The organism is uncultured Fretibacterium sp. (genome assembly GCF_963544685.1).
In the GTDB taxonomy this organism is placed as follows: Bacteria; Synergistota; Synergistia; order Synergistales; family Aminobacteriaceae; genus CAJPSE01.
Window position 1 is genome coordinate 1 of record NZ_CAUUGJ010000009.1, and the last position, 22847, is coordinate 22847.

The following is a 22847-nucleotide window of genomic DNA, read 5'->3' on the forward strand; positions in this document are numbered from 1 at the left end:
CTGGCGGCTAACGCCGCACGACGCTTCGACCCTGTATTCAAAGAATTCTATGACAGGATGATTGCCAGGGGCAAACATCCCAAACAGGCATTAGCCGCCGTCGGCACAAAACTTCTTAGGGTAATTCACGCCGTCATGACTTCGCAGAAACCCTACAATCCACAGAAACTTTTAACCCCTGCTGCCATTTCTCAACTAAACCCTTGACTTTTTCTAGCAGGTCTTCGATACCCGCATCCCTCCTGTCCCCTCCATACGAGCGGCTGGGTTATAATGACCGAAGTTGTCTTTCGAAGTTGTTTCGACTTCGGTTATTTCTCATGAAGATCTTCATGCGAGGAGGTAGGACGTGTGCGTCGTGCGGTATTCCTGTTGTTGCTGACGGCATTCTTTATAGTGATGGGAGAGGGAATCCCGGGGGCAGGGGCCCTCGACGCCGAGAACTTTCCCGATAAGGCGAGCCTCTCCGCCAACAGGATGCGTTTCGACTCGAAGACGGGCGACTTTCTCGCCGCGGGGAACGTGGTCATCAAAGCGGACGGGCTCACCGTCTCCTCGCCCCGCGGAATCGGCAACACCCAGCGCCGGGAGGTGCTCTTCGACGAGGGGGTCACGGCCTCCGGGGACTGGCAGGGCGACCGGATCGACCTCCAGGCCGGCAGCATGGAGCTCTTCTTCGGGGAGCCCCCCACCTGCAGGATCGACAAGGGGGTCCGGGGCGGGGTGGGCTCGATTGCCCTGGACGCGGACCGCCTGACCCTGACCGGGCGCGGCGGCCTGTCCGGCGCCAACGAGGAGGACGGCCAGACAAAGGTTTGGATGACGAATGTCCGGCGCGTGGAGGACCGCGCGATGGGCATCGCCTTCGGGGCGGACTCCGTGGAGGGGATGCTTCGGGAGGGGATCCTGGTCTCCATGACCGCGAAGTCGAAGGTCTGGATCGAGGGAAGGCCGAACCGCAGCGGGGACGCCGTGAGCCTGCGCGGCGACCGGGCAGTCTACTCCGAGGAACGGGGCAGCGTCGTCCTGAGCGGCAACGTCCGCGCAGTCCAGAAGGGGCGGACGCTGACGTCGGACTCCCTCGTCTACTTTCCCGATCAGAACCGCGTGGAGGCCCTGGGGGGAATGGTGAGCCGCTCGGGCACCGCAAGCGCAGACCGCGCGACAATCACCATCGACCTCTCGAAAGAGCCCAAACGGACGCCCGCCGTATCGTCCGACGAGGCGGCAAAGGGAAAAGACGACAAAAAAACGGCGCCCGCGAAAAAGGGCAGGAAGCGATGAGCTCGAAGCGGAACACGAAAAAGGCTGCTCCCGACGCCGTGTCGGTCCCGGCGGACGACGCGGCGACCGGACTCCGGCTCTCCACGCGGGGACTGCGCAAGGGGTATGGAGGGCGCCTCGTCGTCTCGGACGTCGATATCGAGGTCGGACCGGGGGAGGTCGTTGGGCTCCTCGGCCCCAACGGTGCGGGCAAGACGACCTCGTTCTACATGATCGTGGGGCTTATCAGGCCGGACGCCGGCAGCGTCTTCATCGGGGACCGAAACGTCACCGGCCTGCCGGTCTACGCCCGCGCCCGGGCGGGGATCGGCTACCTTCCGCAGGAGTCCTCGGTGTTCCGCAGCCTGACGGTGCGGGAGAATATCGACCTGGTCTGGGAGGAGATGGGGCGTCCCTCCGAGGATGCCACGGATCGGCTGCTCGAGCAGTTCGGCATCGTCCATATCGCTGACACCCGCGGCTACGCCCTCTCCGGCGGCGAACGCCGCCGCGTGGAGATCGCGCGGGCCCTGACCCTCAAGCCCCACTTCATCCTGTTGGACGAGCCCTTCAGCGGCATCGACCCCATCGCGGTCAACGACATCCAGGCCATGATCCAGACTCTGAGGGAACGGGGATACGGCGTGCTCATCACGGATCACAACGTGAGGGAGACCCTCTCCATCACCGACCGGACCTACCTGATCCACGACGGAAAAATCTTCCTGAACGGCTCGCCCGAGGAGGTCGCACAGAACCCCCTGGCGCGCAAGTTCTACCTGGGAGACAACTTCTCCTGGTAAGGGTTCCCGGTAAGGGGATCCCGAGCTTCAGACGGAATCAGTCGGCGGCGCCTTCCTATCGCGAAGGGGATCGACGTACTTCTTCCGATCCTCCAGCGAGATGCGCGTCAGCGCACTCTCCGGCAGGCCGGCCAGCAGCCTCCAGCCCCTATCCAGGGATTGCCCGATGTCGCGGTTCTCGTCCCGCGACTGGCCGATGAAGGTTCGTTCGAACGCGTCCCCGAAGGTGAGGTACGCCTGGTCCTCCTCGGAGAGCTCGTCGCGTCCGACCACCTCGGACAGGGCCTTGACCTCCTGCACCTTGCTGTAGCAGGCGAAGAGCTGGCTGGACAGGCTGGGGTGGTCCTCCCGCGTATAGCCCTTGCCGATGCCGTCCTTCATCAGGCGCGAGAGGCTGGGGAGCGGGTCGATGGGCGGATAGACGCCCGCCGCATCCAACGCGCGCGACAGGACGATCTGCCCCTCCGTGATGAACCCCGTCTGGTCCGGGACGGGGTTGGTGATATCGTCGTTGGGCATGGTGAGGATCGGAAGGAACGTGATGCTTCCCTCCTTTCCCTTCAGGACCCCGGCGCGCTCGTAAAGCGAGGCCAGGTCGCTGTAGAGATAGGCGGGGTACCCCTTGCGGCTCGGGATCTCGCCCCGGCCGACCGAGAGCTCGCGCAGCGCCTCGCAATAGCTCGTGAGGTCCGTGACGATGACCAGCACGTGCATCCCCAGGTCGAACGCCAGGTACTCCGCCGCGGTCAGGGCATAGCGGGGCGTCGCGATGCGTTCGATGACGGGGTCGTCCGCGAGGTTCCGGAACATCACCAGCTTCGACCCCCGCTGCGACAGGCTGGCGGAGAAGGCCGCCGCGTCGTCGTGCCGGATGCCGACGCCGGCGAACACGACCGCGAAGTTGTCGGCCCCCATCAGCTTGGCCTGGGAGGCGATCTGGATGGCCAAACGGTTGTGCGGCAGGCCATTGCCCGAGAAGATGGGCAGCTTCTGTCCGCGAATGAGGGTCATCAGCACGTCGATCGTCGAGAACCCCGTGTTGATGAAGTCCCGGGGATAGAGACGCGCCATCGGGTTTATGGGCTGCCCGTTGACGTTGCGCCTCGTCCCGCAGTAGACGGGGCCATTTCCGTCCAGGGGGCGGCCCAGCCCGTCGAAGGTCCGCCCGAGGATGTCCGGCGAGAGCGAGATCTCGAGGGGATGCCCCAGGAAGCGCGTCCTGGCCGTCGCCGGGCTCAGCCCCTCCGTCCCCGCGAACACCTGCACCATCACCGCGTCCTCGCTTACCATGACGACGCGCCCCATACGGGGCTCCCCGCCGTCGGCGGTCACCTCCACGACCTCGTCGTAGCCAACCCCCGGAATGCCCTTCAACAGGACAATGGGCCCCTTGATACGGGTCATTCCCGTGTACTCCGCAAGGGCCATGCTCTCACTCCCCCTCCGTGAACCCGAACCGGTCACCGCTGCCGCCTCGCCGTTCCCCGTCATCACGCCGTGCCCTCCGAAGCGGCGGCCGCGCCGTCCTCGTCCTCGTGAGCCAGACGCTCCCGGCCGACGAGCGCCAGATGCTCCTCGAGGCGCTTCTCCAGATCGCCGAACCCCTCGCCGTCGCTAAACGGCAGTTCCCGTGCGTGGATAACCTCGTCGAGCTCCTTGATCTTCCGAATCAGCGACAGGGGGCACCCCTCGGCCACCAGGGCCTTCGCCTGCCGATGGAAGTTCAGGATCATCCGCAGAATCGCGAACCCCTTCCTGGGCGGACAGAAGGAATCGTCACTGAAGGAATTCTGCTGGAGATAGCCGTTCTTGAGGAGCGAGGCCGTCAGGGCCACGAGCTTCTGGCCGTCGGGCAGCACGTCCTCGCCCATCAGGCGGATGGTCTGCTGCACGGCGTCGTCCTCCGCCAGCACGGCCCGGGCCTCCTCGCGCAGCTCGCCCCAGGAGGCGTCGATGTTCTTTTCGCACCAGCCGCGGACCTCGTCCGCATACTCGCTGTAGGAGTCCATCCAGCTGATTGCGGGAAAGTGCCGGGCGTGAGCCAGGGAGGCGTCGAGCGCCCAGAAGCACCGGATGAAGCGTTTGGTGTGCCGCGTCACGGGCTCGGTGAAGTCCCCTCCCGGGGGCGAGACCGCCCCGATGACGCTGATGCTGGCCGTCCGGTCGCCGAAGGTCCGCACCTTGCCCGCCCGCTCGTAGAACTCCGCCAGGCGCGTCGCCAGGTAGGCGGGGAACCCCTCCTCCGCGGGGATCTCCCCCAGCCGTCCCGACAGCTCGCGCAGGGCCTCGGCCCAGCGCGACGTGGAGTCCGCCATCATCGCGACGTCGTAGCCCATGTCGCGATAGTACTCCGCGATCGTGATCCCCGTGTAGATGCTGGCCTCCCGCGCGGCGACCGGCATGTTGGACGTGTTGGCGATGAGGACGGTCCGCTGCATCAGCGGCTTTTTGGAGTACGGATCCTCGAGCGACGGGAACTCCTCCAGCACCTGGGTCATCTCGTTGCCGCGCTCCCCGCACCCGATGTACACGACGACCTTGGCGTCGCTCCACTTGGCCAGCTGGTGCTGCGTCACCGTCTTGCCCGTTCCGAACCCACCGGGGATCGCCGCGACGCCCCCCTTGGAGATGGGAAAGAGCCCGTCGATGACCCTCTGCCCCGTGACCAGCGGCTCGTCCGGCAGCAGGCGGTCCCGATAGGGCCTCGGACGCCGGACCGGCCAGTGGTGATACATCATCACCGGCACGATGGTCCCGTCGTCGCGCCGGACCCGCGCCACCACATCCGACGTCTTGCAGAAGCCGGAAGCGACGATGAACTCCACCTCTCCCTCCAGCCCGTAAGGGACCAGAACGCGATGGGTCACCAGGTCCGTCTCCTGAAGCTCGGCAATGACCGAACCGCCGCACACCCGGTCCCCCACCTTGCAGGTCGGGGTCACCTCCCACGAACGGGACATGTCGATCGGGTCGAGCTTCGAGCCCCGGCCCAGAAAGCCGCCCTCCTTCTCCATGAGGCGGTCCAGAGGACGCCCGATCCCGTCGATGATATGCCCCACCAGCCCCGGTCCCAGGCATACGGAAAGAGGCCGGCCAAGCCCACGGACGGGCTCCCCAACGCGGAGCCCCGTCGTGTCCTCATAGACCTGAACGACCCCGCTGTCCCCATCCATCTGAAGGATCTCGCCCATCAGGGCAAGCTCCCCCACCTCCGTCATCTCCCCCATCGCAAAGCGGGAGAGCCCCGAGGCACGGACGACGGGACCGTCGATCATCGTGATGCGGCCCATCCGCTCGGCCGCTGCCTCCATGTTCTTCACCCCGATCTTCATCCTCTCACAGATCCGAATCCACTCACAGCTCCGCAAGGACGGCTTCCGCCACCGCGTCCGTCATTTCCTCGATCTTCGCCCTCCAGTCCGCCGATATGCGCCACCCCTCATCCTCCGAGAAAAGGACCACCCCCCCGAGGATGGGCTCCGGCGTGTCGTCGAATCGGACGTCCAGCTTGGGGAAACGGGTCCTCAGGGCCTTGGCTATCCCCTCCCCCAGCGGAGCGTCCTCCGCACGGAGCCGCAGCCCCACCCGACCGCTGCGCAGGCGCTCGCAGACCTCCGCGGCGACGCCGGTCAGGATGGCGTCGTAATCGTCCCGTGCGGACAGCCCCACCAGCGCCTTCTGCAGGGAGGCCAGGGCCTCCTGGACCAGGCCGCACCGGAGGCGCAGCCGTTCCCTGTCCCGACTGGTCCCGGCCTCCACGAGCCGCCGGTCCGAGATGTCCTGGGCCTGCTTCACCGCGTCGTCCCGGATACTCCGCACCGTCGCGTCCAGCTGCGCCGTGTGGTCGGCCAGCCAGCGCTCCGCGCACGCCTCCGCCTCCTTCAGGATGCGCTCGCGCTCCTCCGCCCCCCTGGAGAGGATGGAAGCGCGGAGCCCGTCCAGTTTTTTTCTCTCGTCCCGATCCCCGTCCGGGGCAAAACCGTGCGAGTTCCCGCCGGGAAGAGGGGCGCCCTCCCGCTTCATTCAAGCCTCACCCCTATCGCCTCGCGGATGTACCGCGTCAGAAAATCCTCTTTCCTCCGACTCCCATGCCGATCCGGAATCTCGACCAAAAGGGGCGGTTTCCCGCTCCTGCGCATCTCGACAACCTTGTCGGGGACGGTCTCCGCCACGATCTCCGTCACGAGGAGGACGCCGAGGTTCCTCATCGAAAGGGCCTGAGAAAAGGCTTTGAGGCTCTCCTCCCGTCCGTGCGCCACGACCCCCTTGATCCCGGCCAGCTTCATCAGCACCAGGGTGTCGTGGTTGTCGCTGATCAGGAAGGCCTTCATGGCGGTCTAAATCCGCCCCAGGATGAACAGGGAGATGACGAGCCCGTAGATGGCGATTCCCTCCGCGAGCCCGATATAGATCAGCGTGGTTCCGAACATCGAGGGCTTCTCCCCCACGACCCCAAGCGCCGCGGCGCCGACGAACGCGACGCCGATGCCCGCACCGACACAGGCCAGGCCCGTCGAGAGCGCCGCGCCGATGAAGCCCATCCCCGTCGCGGTCCCGGCGGAGGCTCCGGACTCCTGCGCGAAGGCGGCCGCGGCCGAGAGGCAGAGCATCAGCATGGACACCCCCATCCAGGAGGCCAGGGCCCTCCTCGGGGCACGGGGAACGCGCCCCGTCCTCCTTGTCCAAACCCCATAGCCGACCAGCACCGCAGAGGAAACCGCAACCCCAAGAACACTCAGCATCCCAACCGCACTCCCTTCCCCGCAAACAACTCCAGCGAGCTTTCCTTCAATCCGCAAAACATCAATCCTCAAAACCTCAATCCGCGCGTCCCCGTTCCTGCGCGCTCCTCCTCCAGAGGACGGGACGAAACTCCCGCCCCCCGCCATGATAGAACTTCCCGAAAAATTCGTAGTACTCCAGGCGCAGCGTCTGGATAAACACGATCAGTCCCTCGAGCCCGATGATGACGAGATGCCCTACCACTAAGACAAGCGCGTGGAACACCTTGCCGCCGGGCACGTGCTCCACCATCTGCCCCAGCATGAACACCGCCGCGCAGAGCCCCGCATGGTTCAGGGCGAACGCCGCCAGACGCACGAACGACGCCGTGTTGCTGATGAAGTTCAGCAAGGCATGGAAGACCGAGAACAGGTGAACCACGCCCCCCTCGTCCACGGACTCCCCCCGGAACACGCGGCCGGCCAGGACGTTTCCAAGGAGCATCGCGCAGAGGAGCAGGACGAGGGCGGCAATGAAGATCCGGCTCACCCAGGGGGCGAGCGTCCCCTCGAGGGACAGGACCCCAAAGGCCAGAGCCAGCCAGTAGAAGGCCAGCCCCGTCACCCCCTCGGGGGAGAACACGGCCTCGCCCCACTCCCTCCTGCGGGCCAGGGACCGGATTCGGAAGAGGATGCCGAGCGACAGGAACGCTATCCCCACCCCGACCGCTACGGGGAGGAGCGTGTTCACGTGTTTCATGGGGGATATCCAGAGGGGCGGAATCAGCTCCTCGCTCCCGAAGACGCTGCCGTAGAGGATACCGAAGAGGACCGCCGAGGCCCCGGCCACCTTCATGACGGACGCCAGGGGCCTCCCCATCCAGCCCCTCCGCTCCATCAGCCACGTGCCGAGGATCAGGGCGAGGCCGTGCCCCACGTCCCCGAACATGAAACCGAAGAACAGACAGAAGCTGACCGAGACGACGAGCGTCGGGTCCAGCTCGCTGTAGGAGGGCAGGCTGTAGAGCCTCACGATCTCCTGGAACCGGCGCACCACCGGAGCATTGCGCAGCAGGGTGGGAATCTCGCCCCCCTTCGACTCGAGGGAGGCCCCGTCCTCCATGAGGACGACGGTATGGGGCGCCTCCCGGCCCGCCAGAGCGCACAGCTCCCCGCAGGCCTCCTCGGGCATCCACCCCGAGACGACCGCCATGTCGTCGAACTCGCCCCCCATCCGGCAGAGCGAGTAAACGCGCTGCATGGCATAGACCATGCCGTAAAGTCTCTCCAGCTCGACACGGTTCTCCCCGGTATAGAGGACCGGCATGTCCCGGCACCTCCCGATCTCCGCCTCCAGAGAATCGAGGCGGGCGGACAGCTGCGCCCCGCCGCCGGCCGCGAGCTCCTGGATCGCCGTCTCGAACACGCGCATGTGCACCCCGGTCAGAAGCTTCTCCAGCGTCGCTCCATAGGAGGACTCGCAGAACGCGGCCACCGTCGTCCTCCCCTCGTCCTCGAAGAGCGGAAGGAGCAGGGCGGGCCCTGCGGAGGCGATCTCCCTCAGCCGCTGCCAGTTCTCCCCGGTAAGGCTCCCCAGGACCACCCGGCAGCAGGAGGATGACGCCAGCAGGGAGGGCGGAAGCCCCAGCGCCTCCAGGGCATGGGCGAACTCAAGCATGGCCCTGCAGCGCCCGTGCTCCATCCGAAGGTGCTCCAGCCTGGCCTGCCAGACCTCGGCCAGGCGCGAGAGCCGGTTCACGCGCTCCTCCAATTCCGAAAAGGAAACCTCCGTAAAAGAAATCGCCGAAGAGGGAATTCCGGAGGCTCCGTCCGGCGCCCTTCGGCCCGGAGCCGGGGCCGGGTTCCCCGCCAGCCCTCTCAGCCGCTCCAGCTTCTCCAGCAGCGCGTCGCAGCGGCCGCTCCGGCAGGCCCGAATCCGGGAGCTCAGCCTTCCCCCGGACAACATCACCTCGGGGGACATCGGTTCAAAATCTCCGGCCTCCAGCAGCCTCAGCGCCATCGCCTCGATCTCGTCCCGGGGGCCGACAAGGGAGACCCCCGCCATCCTCACGACGGCCATCAGCGCCCGCCTCCTTCCCCACCGGCCAGGTCGTTCAGGATCAACAGCCGACCGACCCTCCTGCGATCGTAATCGTATCGCACGGCCTCGATGACCGTGATCAGGTCCCGGACCTCGAACCCCTTCAGCATCAGGTAGGCCCCGACGTTGTGCCATCCCGGGGCCCCGGACCGGAACATCTCCCCGGCGACGCGGCGGAGGGTCCTGCACAGGTGAAGCTCCACCTCCTCCTCCCTGAGGGAGGGGTCCGCCTCGTCCGAACGGAAGAGGCCGGCATAGGGCGTGCCCTCCAGAACGCCGTCCCAGGCCGAAAGCTCCGAGAACGCGGCGCGGGAGAGCAGGTCGAAGTCCGCGCGGTAGCGGGACCGCGTCACCGTGGCCAACGCCTGTTCCGGCGACAGGCCGAAGAAACGCCTGCAGCGGTAGATCCAGTAGAGGTTCACCAGGTCCACGCGAACCCCCACCAGCCGGGCAAGCAGGCGGCCCTCCAGCCCCCCGACCGGAAGGACGGCCCCATAGAGGCTGTCGAAGTAATACCGGTCCAGGGCCATCCCCAGCGCGAAGGATACCCTGCAGGCGTCCTCCCCCGAGACCTCCGTCCCGTCGTCTTTGACGGGGAGCGTCTCCTTCAGCGCCGCACGCAGGCGCTCGTCCCGGATCGACGCCAGCATGGCCCCCGTCGTCCGCGCCGCCAGAAGCGCGTTCCGGTCCAGGAGGGTCGACCGGAAGTCCGGGAACAGCCCGAACATCCGCTCCTCCTCCCGGGCGGCCGGGTCGGAGCCGAACCTCCGGCGGAAATGGTCCTTGAAGAGCTCGATATCATAGGCCTGGAGCCACAGGTCCAGGAGGCGCCGACAGCCCGCCCCCATATAGGAGCGAAACGCCAGGGCGTCGCGCAGCAGGGAGGTCTCGAGGCGGAACTCGAGCTCCGTCCGGCGGACGTCGTTCAGGGACAGGCCTTCCAGGGCCTTCCCATAAGGGGTCGCGTCGAGGGACGCCGCGACGGCGGAGACGGACGGCTGTTCCAAGAGGCCTCGGAAATCCTTTGACGACAGCAATTCGGACCGGCGCACCCGCGCTTTCGCGGACAGGGCGATGCGGCCTCCTCCGCCGAGCATCATCGTCAGTCTCCGCGGGAGGCGTACCGGGCGGCGATGTCCTCCGCCATCCTGGCAATCAGGGCGGGCGCTTTGCGGTCGTAGTTTTCGCGCATCCTCTCGCGCCCCCTTCGCCCCATCTCGGCGATGTGCAGCGCCTCCATCTCCGCGGACTTCCGTGCGGACTCGATCTGGGCCATGGCGTCGCTGTGCGCGGCCTTCAGACGCGCCTCCCGGTCGCAGGCAAACCGCTCCTGCGCGCGCCGCATGACCTCCTCCGCCTCGCGTTTAGCCGAGTCCCGCTGCTTCCCCGACTCGTCCTCGGCCCTCAAAAGCACGTCCAGGACCTCCGTCAACGTCAAATCCATCTCACGACCTCCGAAAACAGCCCGAATGACGCGAAGCCTACAAGGCCCCTTCCCTACATCTCACGCCCCGAGGAGAGCTTTATGCGCGTCATGTCCTCGCGCTCGTTCTCCTCCAGGGCCGCCGCAATGGAGCGGACCTGGGCCTCGCAACGGGGGATGAACACCTTCTCCAGCGCGTTGACCCGCCGCACCGTCCTGCGTATCTGCATGGCCAGCCGGTAGACGCTGGTCTCCACCTCCGCCAGCCGCGCGATGAGCGGGACCAGGGAACGGGCCTGGACATACGCGTTGTCCAGGACGGAGGAGGTCCCCGACATTCCTCCCAGGGAATAGACGGGGCTGCAGACGGGCTCCAGGGGATCCACCTCGGGAATGTCCATCCCCATGATGGAGCGCAGACGAATCACGAACCGGTCCTCCTCCGGAACGATGCCCGCGACCCTCTCCACGTTCTCGATCCCCATGGCGATATTCGCCATCCGGAGCCCCGAGTAGGCCCCGGCGAAGATATCGCGCATCCCGCTCTGCACCTCCCGAACCTCCTCGATCCTGCCCGCGAGCTCGGCCATGAGGATCCTTCGCTTCTGTTCCAGGAGATCGTGTCCGCGCCGCGCCAGCTTGAGCGCGGCCTGGATACGGGCCATGTCGCTGCGCGTCGCCGCAGCCTGCCTGGACATCTCTCATCACTCCCAACGGTAAAGGAGACCGCCCCCGTGCTCCCTCGCACGGCCCGGCGGCCCGCCCCAGATTTTAGCGCGAATTTTCGTTTTATACCCGGAAAAACGACCGATCACGCCCCCGCGGAGTAGCGGCCCGGGCCGGCCGGAACCGCGAGGCCGGCGGCGGAGAGCGCCATCAGACAGCCCTGAAGCGCCGCGAGGTCCAGCCCGCTCTCCGCCATCAGGTCGTCGGCCGTCCGGCCCCCCTGCCGCTGCAGCAGCGCCAGCACGACCTTCTCGTCCGTGGAGAGCTCGGGAGGGTCCTCCGGCGGCGCCCCGAGGTCCAGCATCAGCTGTCCGTACCGCCCCGAGATGCTGTGGATGAACTCCTCGACGTCGACCAGCGGCTCCGCGCCGTCGCGCAGCAGTCGGTTCGACCCCCTGGCGACCGTCTCCGTGATGCGCCCGGGGACGCACCAGACCTCGCGCCCGATGTCGAGGGCGAGGCGGGCGGTGATCATGGCCCCGCCGTCCTCCGGGGACTCCACCACGACGACGCGCCCCGCCATGCCCACGATGAGGCGGTTGCGCTCGGGGAAGCGCCAGGGGTCCCCGCCCGTGTCCATCGGGTACTCCGAGACCAGCGCCCCACGCTCCGCGATCCTGCGGAACAGCTCCCGGTGCTCCGAGGGATAGACGCGGTTCACGGCCGTGCCCAGCACGGCGACGGTCCGTCCCCCCTCCGCCAGGCATCCGCCGTGTCCGGCGGCGTCGACCCCGCGCGCCCCGCCGCTGACCACGAGATACCCCGAACGCGCGAGGGCACGCCCCAGGGATTCGCCGACCGACTTGGCGTAGAGGCTGCACTTCCGCGTCCCCACGACGGCGATGGAGGGCGCGCACGAAACGTCCAGGTCCCCTTTGACGTAGAGCCCCACGGGCGGCTGCGCGAGGTCCCTCAGCCGGGGAGGGTATCCCTCGTCGTCGGCCGTCAGAAAGCGCGCGCCTTCGCGCTCCGCCCTCTCCAGCTCCCGCTCCGGCCAGTCCCGCTCCCGCAGGAGCCCCTCCAGCTTCACGCAGGCGGACGGCCGAAGCCCCAGCCGTTTCCAGAGCGCCTCGCCATCCGTCCAGGCCGACTCGGGACCGTATTCGTCCCGCAGCGCCTCGAACACGGACAGCGGAGCCCGCGCGGCGTTCAGCAGCAGCGCGGCCCGAAGCAGCGGGTTCATGCCCCGGCCGCCTTACCCTCTCTGCCCCTTCACGAACCAGTCCCTGCCCTCGACCAGACGGGCCACGAGCATCGCGGAGCAGGTGTCGCCGGTGGCGTTGACCATCGTGGCCGCAGGGTCGACCAGGAAGCCCAGGGTGGCGATGATGGGGAACGCCTCCGGGGGAAAGCCGTAGAGGCTCACGATGAGCATCTCGCCCACCAGCCCCCCGCCGGGGATGCCGGAGAGCACCACGCCGCTGAGCACGGCGACCGCAACGGCGCTGGCGAAGGTCCCCGTCCCCTCGAAGGGCATGTTGAAGACCCCGAAGAGGAAGGCGATCTTCAGGATGCCGCTCAGGCAGGATCCCTCCATGTGGGCCGTCGCCCCGATGGGGAGCACCACCTCGCCGATGTCGTCCGGTATCCCGATCCTGCGGGCCGCCTCCAGGTTCACGGGCAGGGTGGCGGTGCTGCTCTGGGTCCCCAACGCGGTCACGGCGGCGGGCAGGATGTTCCTCCAGAAGGTCGCCGGGCCCCTGCGCCCGGCCGCCCAGGCGGAGTAGAGGGTGAAGGCGGCGAAGAAGTAGGCGAGGGTCGTCACGTGGTAGATCACCATGGAGCGGAGATAGGTGCCCAGGAGGTTCGGCCCGAAGTCCCCGACGAGGGCGGCGAAGTAGGCGGCCAGACCGATCGGCGCGTAGTACATGATGATGTTCACCAGCTTCAGCATGGCGTCCGCCAGGACGGATATCCCCCGCGCCGCGGCCCTGCCCCGCTCCCCCAGCAGCTGGAGGCTGACGCCGAAGAGGACCGAGAAGAGGATCAGGGGAAGCATGTGGCTCCTGGAGAGGAGGTCCTGGAAATCGCTGACGGTGATCGCCTTGACGATCTGGTCGGCCGTGCTCAGGGGCTGCAGGTTCTCCGGCGGCGTCAGGGGGATGGTCGTCCCCGCAGCCGGGGGATAGAGCCGTACGGCCGCCAGCATGAGCAGGGCCGCGACGGCCCCCGTGACGAGGAACACCACGACGAGGGACCCCATGACGCGGCGCAGGCGCTTCATCGAGGACATGTTGGACACGGCGCCGCAGACCGTCGTGAAGACGAGGGGAACGACGACCATGAACATGGCGTTCAGGAAGATATCGCCCAGGGGTTTGAACATCAGGGCTTCCTTGCCCATCGAGGCGCCCAGGACGCAGCCCAGCGCGATAGCGGCCAGCAGCGTCAGAGGAAAACGATAGGACCTCCAAAAGCTGTTTCCCTGTCTTTCCGACATCGTTGCACACCCTCCTTCGACCCGACTCGGGTCATCGTCATGGACCGCGGCCCTCAGCCCTCTCCCGACCGCAGCAGCCCCGGAAACCAATAGCGTTTGTTCGCCGCCCTCCTCAGCGCGTCCCAGGAGGCGAGGATGCTCACGGCCTCGTTGGCGACGCGGACGCTCTGGTCGATGCCCTCATAGCGGAACGTGTCCTTCAGGCGGTGGGCGACCACCGCAAAGACCGCCCCGGCCCGGAACCCGTAGAGCCCCGCGAGCGTGAAGACCGTGGCAGCCTCCATCTCCAGATCGAGGACCCCGGCGCGCCGCAGGTCGTTCTTCATGTTTTTTCCTCGTTTCCCTTCATGGGGCCTCATGCCTCGAACTGTCCCCGAACGATGTTCTTTCAAAGGACTTTTTTTCAAAGGACTTCGGAGCAGTAGGCTGCATCGTGATGACTTTCGTCGCGATCCTTCCGACAAAAGCGCGATCGTGTTCCACGAACAACAGCGCGGGCTTGAACGTCAGCAGAAGCTCTTCAATTTGAATACGCGAAAAAACGTCCACAAAATTGAGCGGTTCGTCCCAGATATAGAGGTGGGCACTCCGACTGAGGCTCACGGCGATCAGCACCTTCTTCTTCTGCCCTTGGCTGAGCTCCGACATATCGACATCGAGCTTCTCCCGGACGAGATCCATTTTTTCCAGAAGCGCACGGACCAAGCTCTCATCGAGCCCCTCTCGCCTTGCGTAGTCCGAGAGCCGTCCCCTCAGGAAAGAGGTATCCTGAGGCACGCAGGATAGGGAGAGCCCCGACGCCCGGTGCAGTTCCCCACAAAAATCCAAGTCTTTCCCCTCGATCAGCTTCAGGATGCTGGACTTTCCGGTTCCGTTTCCCCCGATCAGGGCAACGCGCTCGCCGCACCCGACCTCAAAACCGACATCCCGGCAGGCGACGTGACCGCCGTAGCGGATCGAGACGCCCGAGACCCGGACAAGCGTCTGTGCATGATACCGCAGAGGGCGCAGCTGAAGCGCCTGCGTTGTCTCAACGTTTCGGAGCAGTCCCCTTTTGGTCTCGATCGCAGCCTCGAGCCGGTTCTCCAGATTCTTGGACCGTTTCATCATCTTCGCGGCCTTGTGACCGACAAACCCCTTGTCCAAGGCGCCGCGTTTGCTCCTCTCCACCCTATCCGACCATTCGGCGGTGCGGCGGGACGCCTCCTTCATCCGGCCCATCTCCCTCTCCAGTTTTTCGTTGAGGTCCCGTTCCATACCGTCCTGCAGCTCCCTGTTACGGAACCAGGAGGAGAAGTTCCCCTTCTGGAGTTCCACCCCGGATCGATTCAGGGCCAGAATATGGTCAACACAGTCGTCCAGAAGCGTCCGGTCGTGCGACACGAGGATGAAACCCCGCTTGGACCGCAGATAATCGACGACGACCGCACGGGCCTCGGCATCCAGATGGTCGGTCGGTTCGTCGATGAGCGCGAAAACATCCTTCTCCAGAAACAAGGACGCCAGAAGCACCTTGGTGCGTTCACCGTGAGAAAGCGCCTTGAAAGGACGAGACAGGATCTCCTCCGGGCACTGAAGACGGGAGAGCTCGCGCTTCAGAGCCCAGAGCGGCCGGTCAGGACAGCGTGAGTCCAGAAGAGCCAGAGCATCCCTCTCTTCGTCCACGGATGGAGCGGGGAATCGCCGGGTTTGAAGACGGGGCGTTATCGTCCCCTGATATTCGTATTTCCCCTGGATCAGATCCAGCAGCGTCGTCTTGCCGCGCCCGTTTCGGCCAACGAGCCCCAGCTTCCAGTCCGTGTCGATCCGGAGCGAAAGCTCCTTGAAAAGCGGAGCCGGAGCGCCCGGATAGGCGAAGGTGAGGTTGGAGATGGCAATCTGCGTCATGGAGACCTCCCGATCAGGATAAAAAAGCGGCGCGGAAGCAGCCCCTCGACAAACCCGCGGCCTCAGCTTCGCCCCGAACCCAGCAGCCCCGGAAACCAATAACGCTTGTTCGCGGCCTTCCTGAGCGCGTCCCAGGAGGCGAGGATGCTCACGGCCTCGTTAGCGACGCGGACGCTTTTGTCGATGCCCTCATAGCGGAACGTGTCCTTCAGGCGATGGGCCACCACCGCGAAGACCGCCCCGGCCCGGAACCCGTAGAGCCCAGAGATCGTGAAGACCGTGGCGGCCTCCATCTCGAGGTTCAGCACCCCGGCGCGCCGCAGGTCGTCGATCCTGTCGCGGGACGCGGACTGCATGTAGCCGCCAAACCCCGGCCGGGCCTGTCCGCAGTAGAAGGAGGCCGTCGAGCAGCCGACGCCGACGTGATAGACCACGTCCAAGCGCTCGCAGGCCTCCACCAGCGCGGCGGTGACCTCGTAGTGCGCCTGGGCGGGATAGGAGAGATCGACGTAGTCCGGGCTGGTCCCGTCCCGGCGCATCGCGCCCGTGCAGACGATCAGGTCGCCGCACTCGATCCCCTCGGCGATGGCGCCGCAGGACCCCACGCGGATGAAGGTGTCCGCGCCCAGGGCGGCCAGCTCCTCGAGCGCGATGGACGTCGAGCCGCCCCCCATGCCCGTGGAGCACGTCGTCACGGGGACGGAGCCGATCGTCCCGCTCCAGGTCCGATGCTCGCGGTGGTTTGCGATGAAGCGGGACTCGGTCCACTCTCCGGCGATGGCGTCCGTCCGCTCCGGGTCCCCGGGAAGGAGGACGTAGCGGTTCACGTCCCCCTTCCCGCAGCGGATGTGGTACTGGAGCTCGCCCTCCATCACGGGGCGCTCCGCGCTGTCTGCGCGCCAGCCTCCGGTCATGGTCTTTTCCTCCTCTCATTCCATCCTCAATCATTTGTATGCTTCGTTGTTTTTGCTCGCCTTGCTCGACGTACTTCTTTGTACGCATTCGCGGCGGCTCGCAAAAGCCGCCTCGCCTACAAATAATTGAGAATGGAATCAGTAAAATTCTAGAGGCTCAGGATTCTTCCGGCCCCGTTCAGGGCCTCGACGATCTCGAGCATGTTGGAGATGACGCCGACCCCCACGCTGTCCACGATCCCGAAGTGGTTGACGCAGGTCCCGCACACCAGGATGTTCGTTCCCTTCCGCTCCAGGTTCTTCAGGTGGTCGCACGAGGAGGAGTCGAAGAGCGCCAGCTTCACGCCCTCGTTCATCAGGGCCACGGTCCGGGGCGGGAGGGCCAGCTGGGAGAGCGCGCCCAGAAATCCCTTGACGAGGATCTCGCCGAGCTCCTCGTCGCTGCGTCCCAAGGTCTTGCCGGTGATCAGGACGGCCAGCCCCTCCGCAGGTTGCGGTACGGGCATCGGAGCGGCCCGCGCGGGGGCCGGGGCTTGTGGTGCCCGGGCTGGTGACGCCGAGGCGGAGGGCTCCGTTTTTTTGCCCGCCGTCAATTTCAGGCGGCCGTCGTCGTCCTGGAGGAGGACCCGAAAGCCCCTGTCCTCCAGGAGGCGCTTGACGTTCGTGGCCGCCTCGGGATTGTCGACGAGGACCTCCAGCTCCTCCGCCCCCTTGTCGAGGGCGGCCTTGGTCATGGCGACGGGTTTCGGGCAGGGCTTGCCCATGGCATTGACGACGATCATCGCGGTTACCTCCAGTTCCTCCCGGAAAAAGCCGGTGCAAAGCCCGACGATGGGGCTTCGTGATTTGAATCGAAGTTTCCTCGAATCAGCGTTTCCTTAGAGCATTCCGTCTTTATTTTATTATAGAATGGTTGCAGGAAACTATCCAGAGCACGACAGTGTGAAAGAGACGACGAGGAGCGGGCCTGCTTATGATCGAGGACATCAGGAAGAAAATGCGTGAGATCCCCGGCATGGACATTCTGCTGGCGCAGGATTGGGCGTTGCCGTGGATCGGGGAGCTGGGGCGGGAGACGGTCAAGCGCGTCCTGAACGGGGAACTGACCCGCATCCGGAGGCGAATGCTCGCCGGCGAGGACGCGGACATCTCCGCGGACGCCCTGAAAAAAAATTTCGAGGCCCTGCTCTCGAGGGAGGGGCTGCCGCGGCTGCGCCGGGTGATCAACGCGACGGGGGTGGTCATCCACACCAACCTCGGGCGCTCGCTCCTTGCGGAGGAGGCGGTGGCGGCCGTCATCCGCACGGCGGGGAGCTACAGCAACCTGGAGTACGACCTGACCAGGGGGGCGAGGGGCCAGCGCAACGCCCACGTCGAGGAGCTTCTCTGCGCCCTGACGGGGGCCGAGGCGTGCCTGGTCGTGAACAACAACGCCGGTGCGGTCCTGCTCTGCCTCGCAGCCCTGTCCCGGGGGACCGAGGTGGTGGTCTCGCGCGGGGAGCTCGTGGAGATCGGGGGGACGTTCCGCATCCCCGACATCATGGAGCTCTCCGGGGCGGAGCTGGTCGAGGCGGGGACGACGAACCGGACGCACCTCAAGGACTACGCCGCGGCGATCTCCGAACGGACCTCGATGCTCCTCAAGGTGCACCCCTCGAACTTCAGGATGGACGGCTTCACGGCGGCCCCCGAGCGCTCCGAGCTCGCGGCGCTCGCGCACGAGCGCGGGCTGCTCTTCATGGAGGATGCCGGAAGCGGCCTCCTGGTCGACGGCCGCGCCCTGGGGCTGAGCGGGGAGTGCGATGTCCGCGCCTGCATCGAGGCGGGTGCGGACATCGTCACCTTCTCCGGCGACAAAATGCTGGGCGGGCCGCAGATCGGCGTCATCGCAGGGCGGCGGGGCGCGGTGAACCGCCTGAGGGAGCACCCCATCCTCCGAACCCTGCGCGTGGACAAGATGACCCTGGCGGCCTTCGAGGCGACGATGCGCCTCTACGCGAAGGGGGACCTGGACCGAATCCCGACCCTGGCGATGCTTCGCCGAACTCCGGACGCGATGCACGCCCAGGCGCGCCGCCTGGCGGCGAAGCTGAGGCGTGTCACGCCGGCGCGCGTGGAGGTCGTGGCGGTGGAGGACGCGGTGGGCGGCGGCTCCTACCCCGCGCTTCCCCTTTCGGGATGGGGGGTCGCCGTCGGCGCGCATCCCGCCGGAGGAGCGGGACGCCTTCAGGCGCTCCTGAGGGGCCAGGAGATTCCTGTCGTGTGCGGCGCGCGGGAGGACGCCCTGGTCCTGCACGTCCGCACGATCACGCCCCGGGACGAGGCGCTCGTCGTGGAGGCCTTCGCCCGCATCGGCACCGAGAGGGGGGAGGACGCATGAGCGCGGACCGCGAGATATCCCTGGTGCTGGGCACCGCCGGGCACATCGACCACGGCAAGACGACCCTGATCGCCGCGCTGACGGGCGTGGACTGCGACCGGCTCATGGAGGAGAAGAAGAGGGGGATCACCATCGAGCTGGGCTTCGCCCCCCTCCGCCTGGAGGACGGCCGCGTCGTCAGCGTCATCGACGTCCCCGGACACGAGCGCTTCATCCGCCAGATGGTGGCGGGGGCCTCCGGGATCGACGCCGTGCTCCTGATCGTCTCCGCCGACGAGAGCGTCATGCCCCAGACTCGCGAGCATCTGGCCATACTGGAGCTCCTGGGGGTGCGGGACGGGCTCGTCGCGATCACGAAGACGGACAGGGTCGAGCCCGGGATGGCCGACCTGGTCCGGGAGGATGTCCAGGAGTTCGTCCGGGGAAGCTTTCTGGAGGGGAAGCCCGTCGTCCCCGTCTCCGCGGTCACCGGAGAGAACCTCGAGGCCCTGAAGCGCGAGCTCGCCGCCCTGGTGGACCGGGTGCGGCCCAGAGCCCGCAAGGGAGCCCTCTTCCTGCCCATCGACCGGGCCTTCCCCATCTCGGGGTTCGGCACCGTCGTGACGGGGACCGCCTATCGCGGGACCGCCCGTACAGGGGACGAGGTCGAGATCTTCCCCTCGGGGCGCGAGGGCCGCATCCGCAGCCTCCAGGTCCACGGGCGCTCCGTGGACGAGGCCTTCGCGGGCCAGAGGGTGGCCGCCAACCTCTCGGGAATCGCGGTGGACGAGCTTGCCCGCGGGGACGTGGTCTGCCGGAAGGGCGTGTACTCCCCGACGCGCTGCTTCGACGCGCTGCTCCGCATCATGCCGTCGGCCTCGGAGCCCCTGAAGCACTGGCAGAGGGTCCGACTCTGCATCGGGACGTCGGACGTCCTGGCGCGGGTGAGCCTGCTCCGGAAACGGGCGGTGGCCCCCGGAGAGGAGGAGCCCGTCCAGCTCGTCCTGGAGGAGCCGGTGGTCTGCACGGCGGAGCAGCGGTTCATCATCCGTTTCTACAGCCCGCTGATCACGATCGGCGGAGGACGCGTCGTCTTCCCCTACTCCCACAAGCCCCGGGGCGCTGCGGCCCGGGCCGCGGCCGTGGCCCGCATCGGGGCGCTCGGCTCCGCCGCCGCGGCCGACGACCGGCTGCGCTGCCTGGTCGAGGAGGCGGGCATGATGGAGACCCCACGCGCCGCGGTCCTGGTTCAGGAGGCCCCATCCGATCTCGCGGCCGTCGTCGCGCGCCTCGTCAAGGCAGGGGCCCTCGTCGAGCTGAAGGGAGAGCGTCCGATCCTGCTCTCTCCCTCCCATTTCGCCTCGCTGGAGGCCAAGGCCGTCTCGGAGCTGAAGGATTACCAGAAGGCGTTTCCCTCCGAGTCGGGAATGCCCCTGGACGAGCTGATGCGCAGGCTCACCCTGCCGGACGCCAGGGTGCTGCGTTCCTTCGCCGCGCTGCTCGCGGAGCGCGGACGAATCGTGACCGGGGACAACAAGGCACGCACTCCGGACTTCGTCGTCCGCAGCGAGGGGGCGTTCCGCCGCAACAGCGAGGCCCTCGCCGCGTTCTGCCGGGCTCGGGGCTGGCAGCTCGCCACGCTGGAGGAGGTCCGCTCGGAGCTCCGCATGGAACCCAACGCCTTCACCCAGCTCATCCAGAGCCTGAAGAACACGAGGGAGCTCGTGCTTCTGGAGGGCGGCTACGTCCTGACCTCGGAGATGGAGAACGCCATGCTCGACATCCTGAGGGGGATCGGCGGGAACGTCACCCTGGCGGCGGTCCGGGACGCGACGAACAGCTCGAGGAAGTTCATCCTGCCCGTGCTGGAGTACTTCGATTCCAAGGGCTACACGCGGCGCGTGGGGGACGTGCGCGTCGTGAAGGGCGCCGTGAAGTGAAGGAGATGCGGATCTGAATGCTGATCTTCAAGGGTGACGCGCTCCTGGCCGGGGATGGGGAGGGTTCTTTCGACTGGCCCGACCGGCCGTCCGAGGCCCTGCGCTGTTCCCTGGACTTTCCGGAGTCCTGGCAGGACCTGACCGCCTGGTGCGAGGTCGGAGAGGACTTCGAGGCGCGGGGGGCGGAGTGGCTGGACCTGCGCGCCATATGGCACCGTTTCGGGGAGGAGGCCTTTGCCCGCGCCGGCGCGGCCTATCAGTATATGAACTGGCGCCGCTCCATGCGCTTCTGCTCGTTCTGCGCCACGCCGCTGGAGGCCCGAGAGGAGGACAGGGGGCTCTCCTGCCCGGGCTGCGGCAGGGCCTTCTACGCCCCCCTACACCCGGCGATTATCGTCGCCGTGGAACGGGACGGACGGCTCCTTCTGGCGCACAACCGGCGCATGCCCGAAAAGCGGTACAGCGTCCTTGCGGGGTTCGTCGAGCCGGGGGAGAGCCTGGAGCAGACGGTGGTCCGCGAGGTCCGCGAGGAGGTCGGGATCGAGATCGGCGGCATCCGCTACTTCGGAAGCCAGTCCTGGCCCTTCCCCTCGTCCCTGATGCTGGGGTTCACGGCACACTGGAGCTCGGGCGAGGCCATCCCCGACGGCCTGGAGCTGGACGAGGCCGGGTGGTTCGCCCCCGACGCCCTGCCCAACGTCCCACCGCCGCTCAGCATCTCGCGCCGCCTGATCGACGACTTCGTCCGGCGGCAGGGCTGTAAAAATTAGGCCGAGTGCACTCAAAACATCGTCAAAGTGGTCAAGGCATGTCAAAAACAGCTGGATGGAGATCAGCCGGGTGCAATACGAACGTATAGTCGGCCTCCCGCTTTTGCGTTGACATGGCCTGTAAACTGCATTCTAACGATGTCGGAAAGTATGGACCACGGCATCGGTCCAGGACCGTGAAAAGGATCCCCCGGTCCACCGCTCAAATGCGGAGAAAGTTAGCGGAGAACCTTGAGGAGTCCCATCGTCAGCACGGGAAAATACGTAAAGAGCAGCAGACATGCCACCATGGCGCAGAAAACCGGCACGATCTCGCGTGAGATGCTCTCTATATTTTCTCCTGAGATGGCCGAGGCGACGAAAAGATTGATGCCGTAGGGCGGAGAGATGAACCCGCAGGCGAGGTTCACGGTGATGATGAGTCCGAAGTGTATGGGGTCAATGCCAATGCCCCGCACAACGGGCAGGAGAATGGGCGTCAGGATGATGACCGCGGCGATGTTATCCACAAAACACCCAAGGACCAACAGGAAGAAGTTGATGATTATCATCAGCAGGAAGGGGCTTTCGGCGAAGCCTGTGAACCACTGAGCGATGTGCGCCGGTATCTGTGCCATGGCAAGATAGCTGGCGAACGCCATGGAGAGTCCGATGAGGAAAGACGTGGCGCCGTTGATGAGCGCCGTGCTTTTAAGACAGTCGTAGAGCATTGCCATTGTCAGCTCACGGTAGACGAACCTGCCTATAAAAACGGAGTAGGCCACGGCAACGACGGCAGCCTCCGTCGGGGTAAAGACGCCGCCGTAGATGCCGCCAAGGATAATGACAGGTATCAACAGGGCCCAGAGCGCCTCGCGAAAGGCCTTGACGACAGCGCTGAACTTCGGGCGCTGAGCCATGCTGAGGTAATGCCGTTTACGCGCCGTGAAGTAGCACACGAGCATCAGCGCAATGCCGATGATGATCCCCGGCACGATTCCGGCGATGAACATGTCGCCAATGGATGCCTTGGCGACGATGCCGTAGATGACGAAAGGGATACTCGGAGGAATGATGACGCCGATGGTCCCTGCCGCAGCGGTGATGGCAGCCGCAAAACCTGCGTCGTACCTGCGCTCCTTCATGGCAGGGATCATAAAGGAGCCGATGGCGGAAACCGTCGCAGGCCCCGACCCGGATATAGCCGCAAAGAACATGCACGCCAGCACCGTCACCATGGCGAGCCCGCCGACAATCCAACCCACGAGGCTCTCGGCGAGGATGACGAGGCGGCGTGAGATGCCGCCGCTGCACATCAGTGAGCCCGCAAGGATGAAAAACGGGATGGCCAGAAGGGGGAAGGAATCCAACCCCGTAAACGCCTTCTGCGCGATCATGACCATCGGAATGTCGGACGCAAACAGCATCATAATCCAGGTGGAAAGCCCCAGCGTAATCCCGATGGGGATGCTGAATGCGATGGTGACGATGAGAATGGAGAATATCAGGATGGCCTCCATG

The 22847-nt window shown here is 66.2% G+C and carries 21 protein-coding genes and 1 pseudogene; 6 read left to right on the forward strand and 16 right to left on the reverse strand.

Going from position 1 to position 22847, the window contains the following annotated elements:
• The 3 genes and pseudogenes from ABLA28_RS01770 to lptB all read left to right on the forward strand — a co-directional run.
• Positions 1–207 (forward strand): annotated as a pseudogene (locus tag ABLA28_RS01770) (hypothetical protein); the annotation flags it as partial.
• A 144-nt stretch (positions 208–351) separates the two neighbouring features.
• Positions 352–1284 (forward strand): LptA/OstA family protein, encoded by a 933-nt coding sequence (locus ABLA28_RS01775; RefSeq protein ID WP_347712263.1) that lies wholly within the window; start codon positions 352–354, stop codon positions 1282–1284.
• Positions 1281–2066: an LPS export ABC transporter ATP-binding protein gene (gene lptB, locus ABLA28_RS01780; RefSeq protein WP_299301490.1), complete on the forward strand. Its 786-nt coding sequence runs from the start codon at positions 1281–1283 to the stop codon at positions 2064–2066. The genes ABLA28_RS01775 and lptB overlap by 4 nt, the downstream gene beginning before the upstream one ends.
• Before the next feature lie 27 nt (positions 2067–2093).
• Here lptB and ABLA28_RS01785 read toward each other — a convergent pair whose 3' ends face one another.
• The 15 genes from ABLA28_RS01785 to yedF all read right to left on the reverse strand — a co-directional run bounded on the left by ABLA28_RS01785 (position 2094) and on the right by yedF (position 17060).
• Positions 2094–3494, reverse strand: coding sequence for a V-type ATP synthase subunit B (locus ABLA28_RS01785; protein ID WP_347712282.1), 1401 nt, complete (start codon positions 3492–3494; stop codon positions 2094–2096).
• Positions 3495–3556: 62 nt separating this feature from the next.
• Positions 3557–5377 (reverse strand): V-type ATP synthase subunit A, encoded by a 1821-nt coding sequence (locus ABLA28_RS01790; protein WP_347712283.1) that lies wholly within the window; start codon positions 5375–5377, stop codon positions 3557–3559.
• 43 nt (positions 5378–5420) lie between these two features.
• Positions 5421–6089 (reverse strand): V-type ATP synthase subunit E family protein, encoded by a 669-nt coding sequence (locus ABLA28_RS01795; RefSeq protein ID WP_347712264.1) that lies wholly within the window; start codon positions 6087–6089, stop codon positions 5421–5423.
• On the reverse strand, positions 6086–6397 hold the full coding sequence (locus tag ABLA28_RS01800; protein WP_347712265.1) for a V-type ATP synthase subunit F: 312 nt from the start codon (positions 6395–6397) through the stop codon (positions 6086–6088). Before ABLA28_RS01800 ends, ABLA28_RS01795 begins: the two co-directional genes overlap by 4 nt.
• Positions 6398–6403: 6 nt before the next feature.
• The gene (locus ABLA28_RS01805; RefSeq protein ID WP_347712266.1) at positions 6404–6808 is read right to left on the reverse strand and encodes an ATP synthase subunit C; all 405 of its coding nucleotides are present in this window, start codon (positions 6806–6808) and stop codon (positions 6404–6406) included.
• A 76-nt stretch (positions 6809–6884) separates the two neighbouring features.
• On the reverse strand, positions 6885–8867 hold the full coding sequence (locus ABLA28_RS01810) for a V-type ATPase 116kDa subunit family protein (protein WP_347712267.1): 1983 nt from the start codon (positions 8865–8867) through the stop codon (positions 6885–6887).
• Entirely contained in the window at positions 8867–9988 is a 1122-nt protein-coding gene (locus ABLA28_RS01815; protein ID WP_347712268.1) for a V-type ATPase subunit, read from the reverse strand. Before ABLA28_RS01815 ends, ABLA28_RS01810 begins: the two co-directional genes overlap by 1 nt.
• Before the next feature lie 2 nt (positions 9989–9990).
• Positions 9991–10332, reverse strand: coding sequence for a hypothetical protein (locus tag ABLA28_RS01820; RefSeq protein ID WP_347712269.1), 342 nt, complete (start codon positions 10330–10332; stop codon positions 9991–9993).
• Between the two features lie 53 nt (positions 10333–10385).
• Entirely contained in the window at positions 10386–11009 is a 624-nt protein-coding gene (locus tag ABLA28_RS01825; protein WP_299301468.1) for a V-type ATP synthase subunit D, read from the reverse strand.
• A gap of 113 nt (positions 11010–11122) precedes the next feature.
• Positions 11123–12220, reverse strand: a complete 1098-nt coding sequence (gene dprA / locus ABLA28_RS01830) for a DNA-processing protein DprA (RefSeq protein ID WP_347712270.1) — start codon at positions 12218–12220, stop codon at positions 11123–11125.
• A gap of 12 nt (positions 12221–12232) precedes the next feature.
• Entirely contained in the window at positions 12233–13477 is a 1245-nt protein-coding gene (locus tag ABLA28_RS01835) for a dicarboxylate/amino acid:cation symporter (RefSeq protein WP_347712271.1), read from the reverse strand.
• 53 nt (positions 13478–13530) lie between these two features.
• Positions 13531–13803: a hypothetical protein gene (locus tag ABLA28_RS01840; RefSeq protein WP_347712272.1), complete on the reverse strand. Its 273-nt coding sequence runs from the start codon at positions 13801–13803 to the stop codon at positions 13531–13533.
• Positions 13804–13822: 19 nt separating this feature from the next.
• Positions 13823–15364: a ribosomal protection-like ABC-F family protein gene (gene abc-f, locus ABLA28_RS01845; protein WP_347712273.1), complete on the reverse strand. Its 1542-nt coding sequence runs from the start codon at positions 15362–15364 to the stop codon at positions 13823–13825.
• A gap of 62 nt (positions 15365–15426) precedes the next feature.
• Positions 15427–16278, reverse strand: a complete 852-nt coding sequence (locus tag ABLA28_RS01850) for a nucleoside phosphorylase (protein ID WP_347712274.1) — start codon at positions 16276–16278, stop codon at positions 15427–15429.
• 149 nt (positions 16279–16427) lie between these two features.
• A complete protein-coding gene (gene yedF, locus ABLA28_RS01855; RefSeq protein ID WP_347712275.1) occupies positions 16428–17060 on the reverse strand; it encodes a sulfurtransferase-like selenium metabolism protein YedF in 633 nt (210 codons plus the stop codon).
• Between the two features lie 191 nt (positions 17061–17251).
• Between yedF and selA the strand changes: the two genes are divergently transcribed.
• From selA to nudC, 3 genes are read left to right on the forward strand one after another with little or no spacing between them, the layout of a single operon-like run.
• Positions 17252–18658 carry an L-seryl-tRNA(Sec) selenium transferase gene (gene selA / locus ABLA28_RS01860; RefSeq protein ID WP_347712276.1) on the forward strand — a complete coding sequence of 469 codons (1407 nt, stop codon included), beginning with the start codon at positions 17252–17254 and terminating at the stop codon, positions 18656–18658.
• A complete protein-coding gene (selB, locus tag ABLA28_RS01865; protein ID WP_347712277.1) occupies positions 18655–20577 on the forward strand; it encodes a selenocysteine-specific translation elongation factor in 1923 nt (640 codons plus the stop codon). Before selA ends, selB begins: the two co-directional genes overlap by 4 nt.
• Positions 20578–20594: 17 nt before the next feature.
• Complete coding sequence (nudC, locus tag ABLA28_RS01870; RefSeq protein WP_347712278.1) at positions 20595–21347, forward strand: NAD(+) diphosphatase; 753 nt, start codon at positions 20595–20597, stop codon at positions 21345–21347.
• Positions 21348–21565: 218 nt separating this feature from the next.
• Here the strand turns inward: nudC and ABLA28_RS01875 are convergent, their stop codons facing one another.
• A complete protein-coding gene (locus ABLA28_RS01875; RefSeq protein WP_314716827.1) occupies positions 21566–22846 on the reverse strand; it encodes a TRAP transporter large permease in 1281 nt (426 codons plus the stop codon).
• Position 22847: the final 1 nt, after the last annotated feature.

Excerpts from the sequence above, each read along its gene's own strand:
- lptB (WP_299301490.1), top strand. The coding sequence starts at position 1,281 with ATGAGCTCGAAGCGGAACACGAAAAAGGCTGCTCCCGACGCCGTGTCG.
- ABLA28_RS01785 (WP_347712282.1), bottom strand. The coding sequence starts at position 3,494 with ATGGCCCTTGCGGAGTACACGGGAATGACCCGTATCAAGGGGCCCATT.
- ABLA28_RS01790 (WP_347712283.1), bottom strand. The coding sequence starts at position 5,377 with ATGGAGGCAGCGGCCGAGCGGATGGGCCGCATCACGATGATCGACGGT.
- ABLA28_RS01795 (WP_347712264.1), bottom strand. The coding sequence starts at position 6,089 with ATGAAGCGGGAGGGCGCCCCTCTTCCCGGCGGGAACTCGCACGGTTTT.
- ABLA28_RS01800 (WP_347712265.1), bottom strand. The coding sequence starts at position 6,397 with ATGAAGGCCTTCCTGATCAGCGACAACCACGACACCCTGGTGCTGATG.
- ABLA28_RS01805 (WP_347712266.1), bottom strand. The coding sequence starts at position 6,808 with ATGCTGAGTGTTCTTGGGGTTGCGGTTTCCTCTGCGGTGCTGGTCGGC.
- ABLA28_RS01810 (WP_347712267.1), bottom strand. The coding sequence starts at position 8,867 with ATGGCCGTCGTGAGGATGGCGGGGGTCTCCCTTGTCGGCCCCCGGGAC.
- ABLA28_RS01815 (WP_347712268.1), bottom strand. The coding sequence starts at position 9,988 with ATGATGCTCGGCGGAGGAGGCCGCATCGCCCTGTCCGCGAAAGCGCGG.
- ABLA28_RS01820 (WP_347712269.1), bottom strand. The coding sequence starts at position 10,332 with ATGGATTTGACGTTGACGGAGGTCCTGGACGTGCTTTTGAGGGCCGAG.
- ABLA28_RS01825 (WP_299301468.1), bottom strand. The coding sequence starts at position 11,009 with ATGTCCAGGCAGGCTGCGGCGACGCGCAGCGACATGGCCCGTATCCAG.
- dprA (WP_347712270.1), bottom strand. The coding sequence starts at position 12,220 with ATGAACCCGCTGCTTCGGGCCGCGCTGCTGCTGAACGCCGCGCGGGCT.
- ABLA28_RS01835 (WP_347712271.1), bottom strand. The coding sequence starts at position 13,477 with ATGTCGGAAAGACAGGGAAACAGCTTTTGGAGGTCCTATCGTTTTCCT.
- ABLA28_RS01840 (WP_347712272.1), bottom strand. The coding sequence starts at position 13,803 with ATGAAGAACGACCTGCGGCGCGCCGGGGTCCTCGATCTGGAGATGGAG.
- abc-f (WP_347712273.1), bottom strand. The coding sequence starts at position 15,364 with ATGACGCAGATTGCCATCTCCAACCTCACCTTCGCCTATCCGGGCGCT.
- ABLA28_RS01850 (WP_347712274.1), bottom strand. The coding sequence starts at position 16,278 with ATGACCGGAGGCTGGCGCGCAGACAGCGCGGAGCGCCCCGTGATGGAG.
- yedF (WP_347712275.1), bottom strand. The coding sequence starts at position 17,060 with ATGATCGTCGTCAATGCCATGGGCAAGCCCTGCCCGAAACCCGTCGCC.
- selA (WP_347712276.1), top strand. The coding sequence starts at position 17,252 with ATGATCGAGGACATCAGGAAGAAAATGCGTGAGATCCCCGGCATGGAC.
- selB (WP_347712277.1), top strand. The coding sequence starts at position 18,655 with ATGAGCGCGGACCGCGAGATATCCCTGGTGCTGGGCACCGCCGGGCAC.
- nudC (WP_347712278.1), top strand. The coding sequence starts at position 20,595 with ATGCTGATCTTCAAGGGTGACGCGCTCCTGGCCGGGGATGGGGAGGGT.
- ABLA28_RS01875 (WP_314716827.1), bottom strand. The coding sequence starts at position 22,846 with ATGGAGGCCATCCTGATATTCTCCATTCTCATCGTCACCATCGCATTC.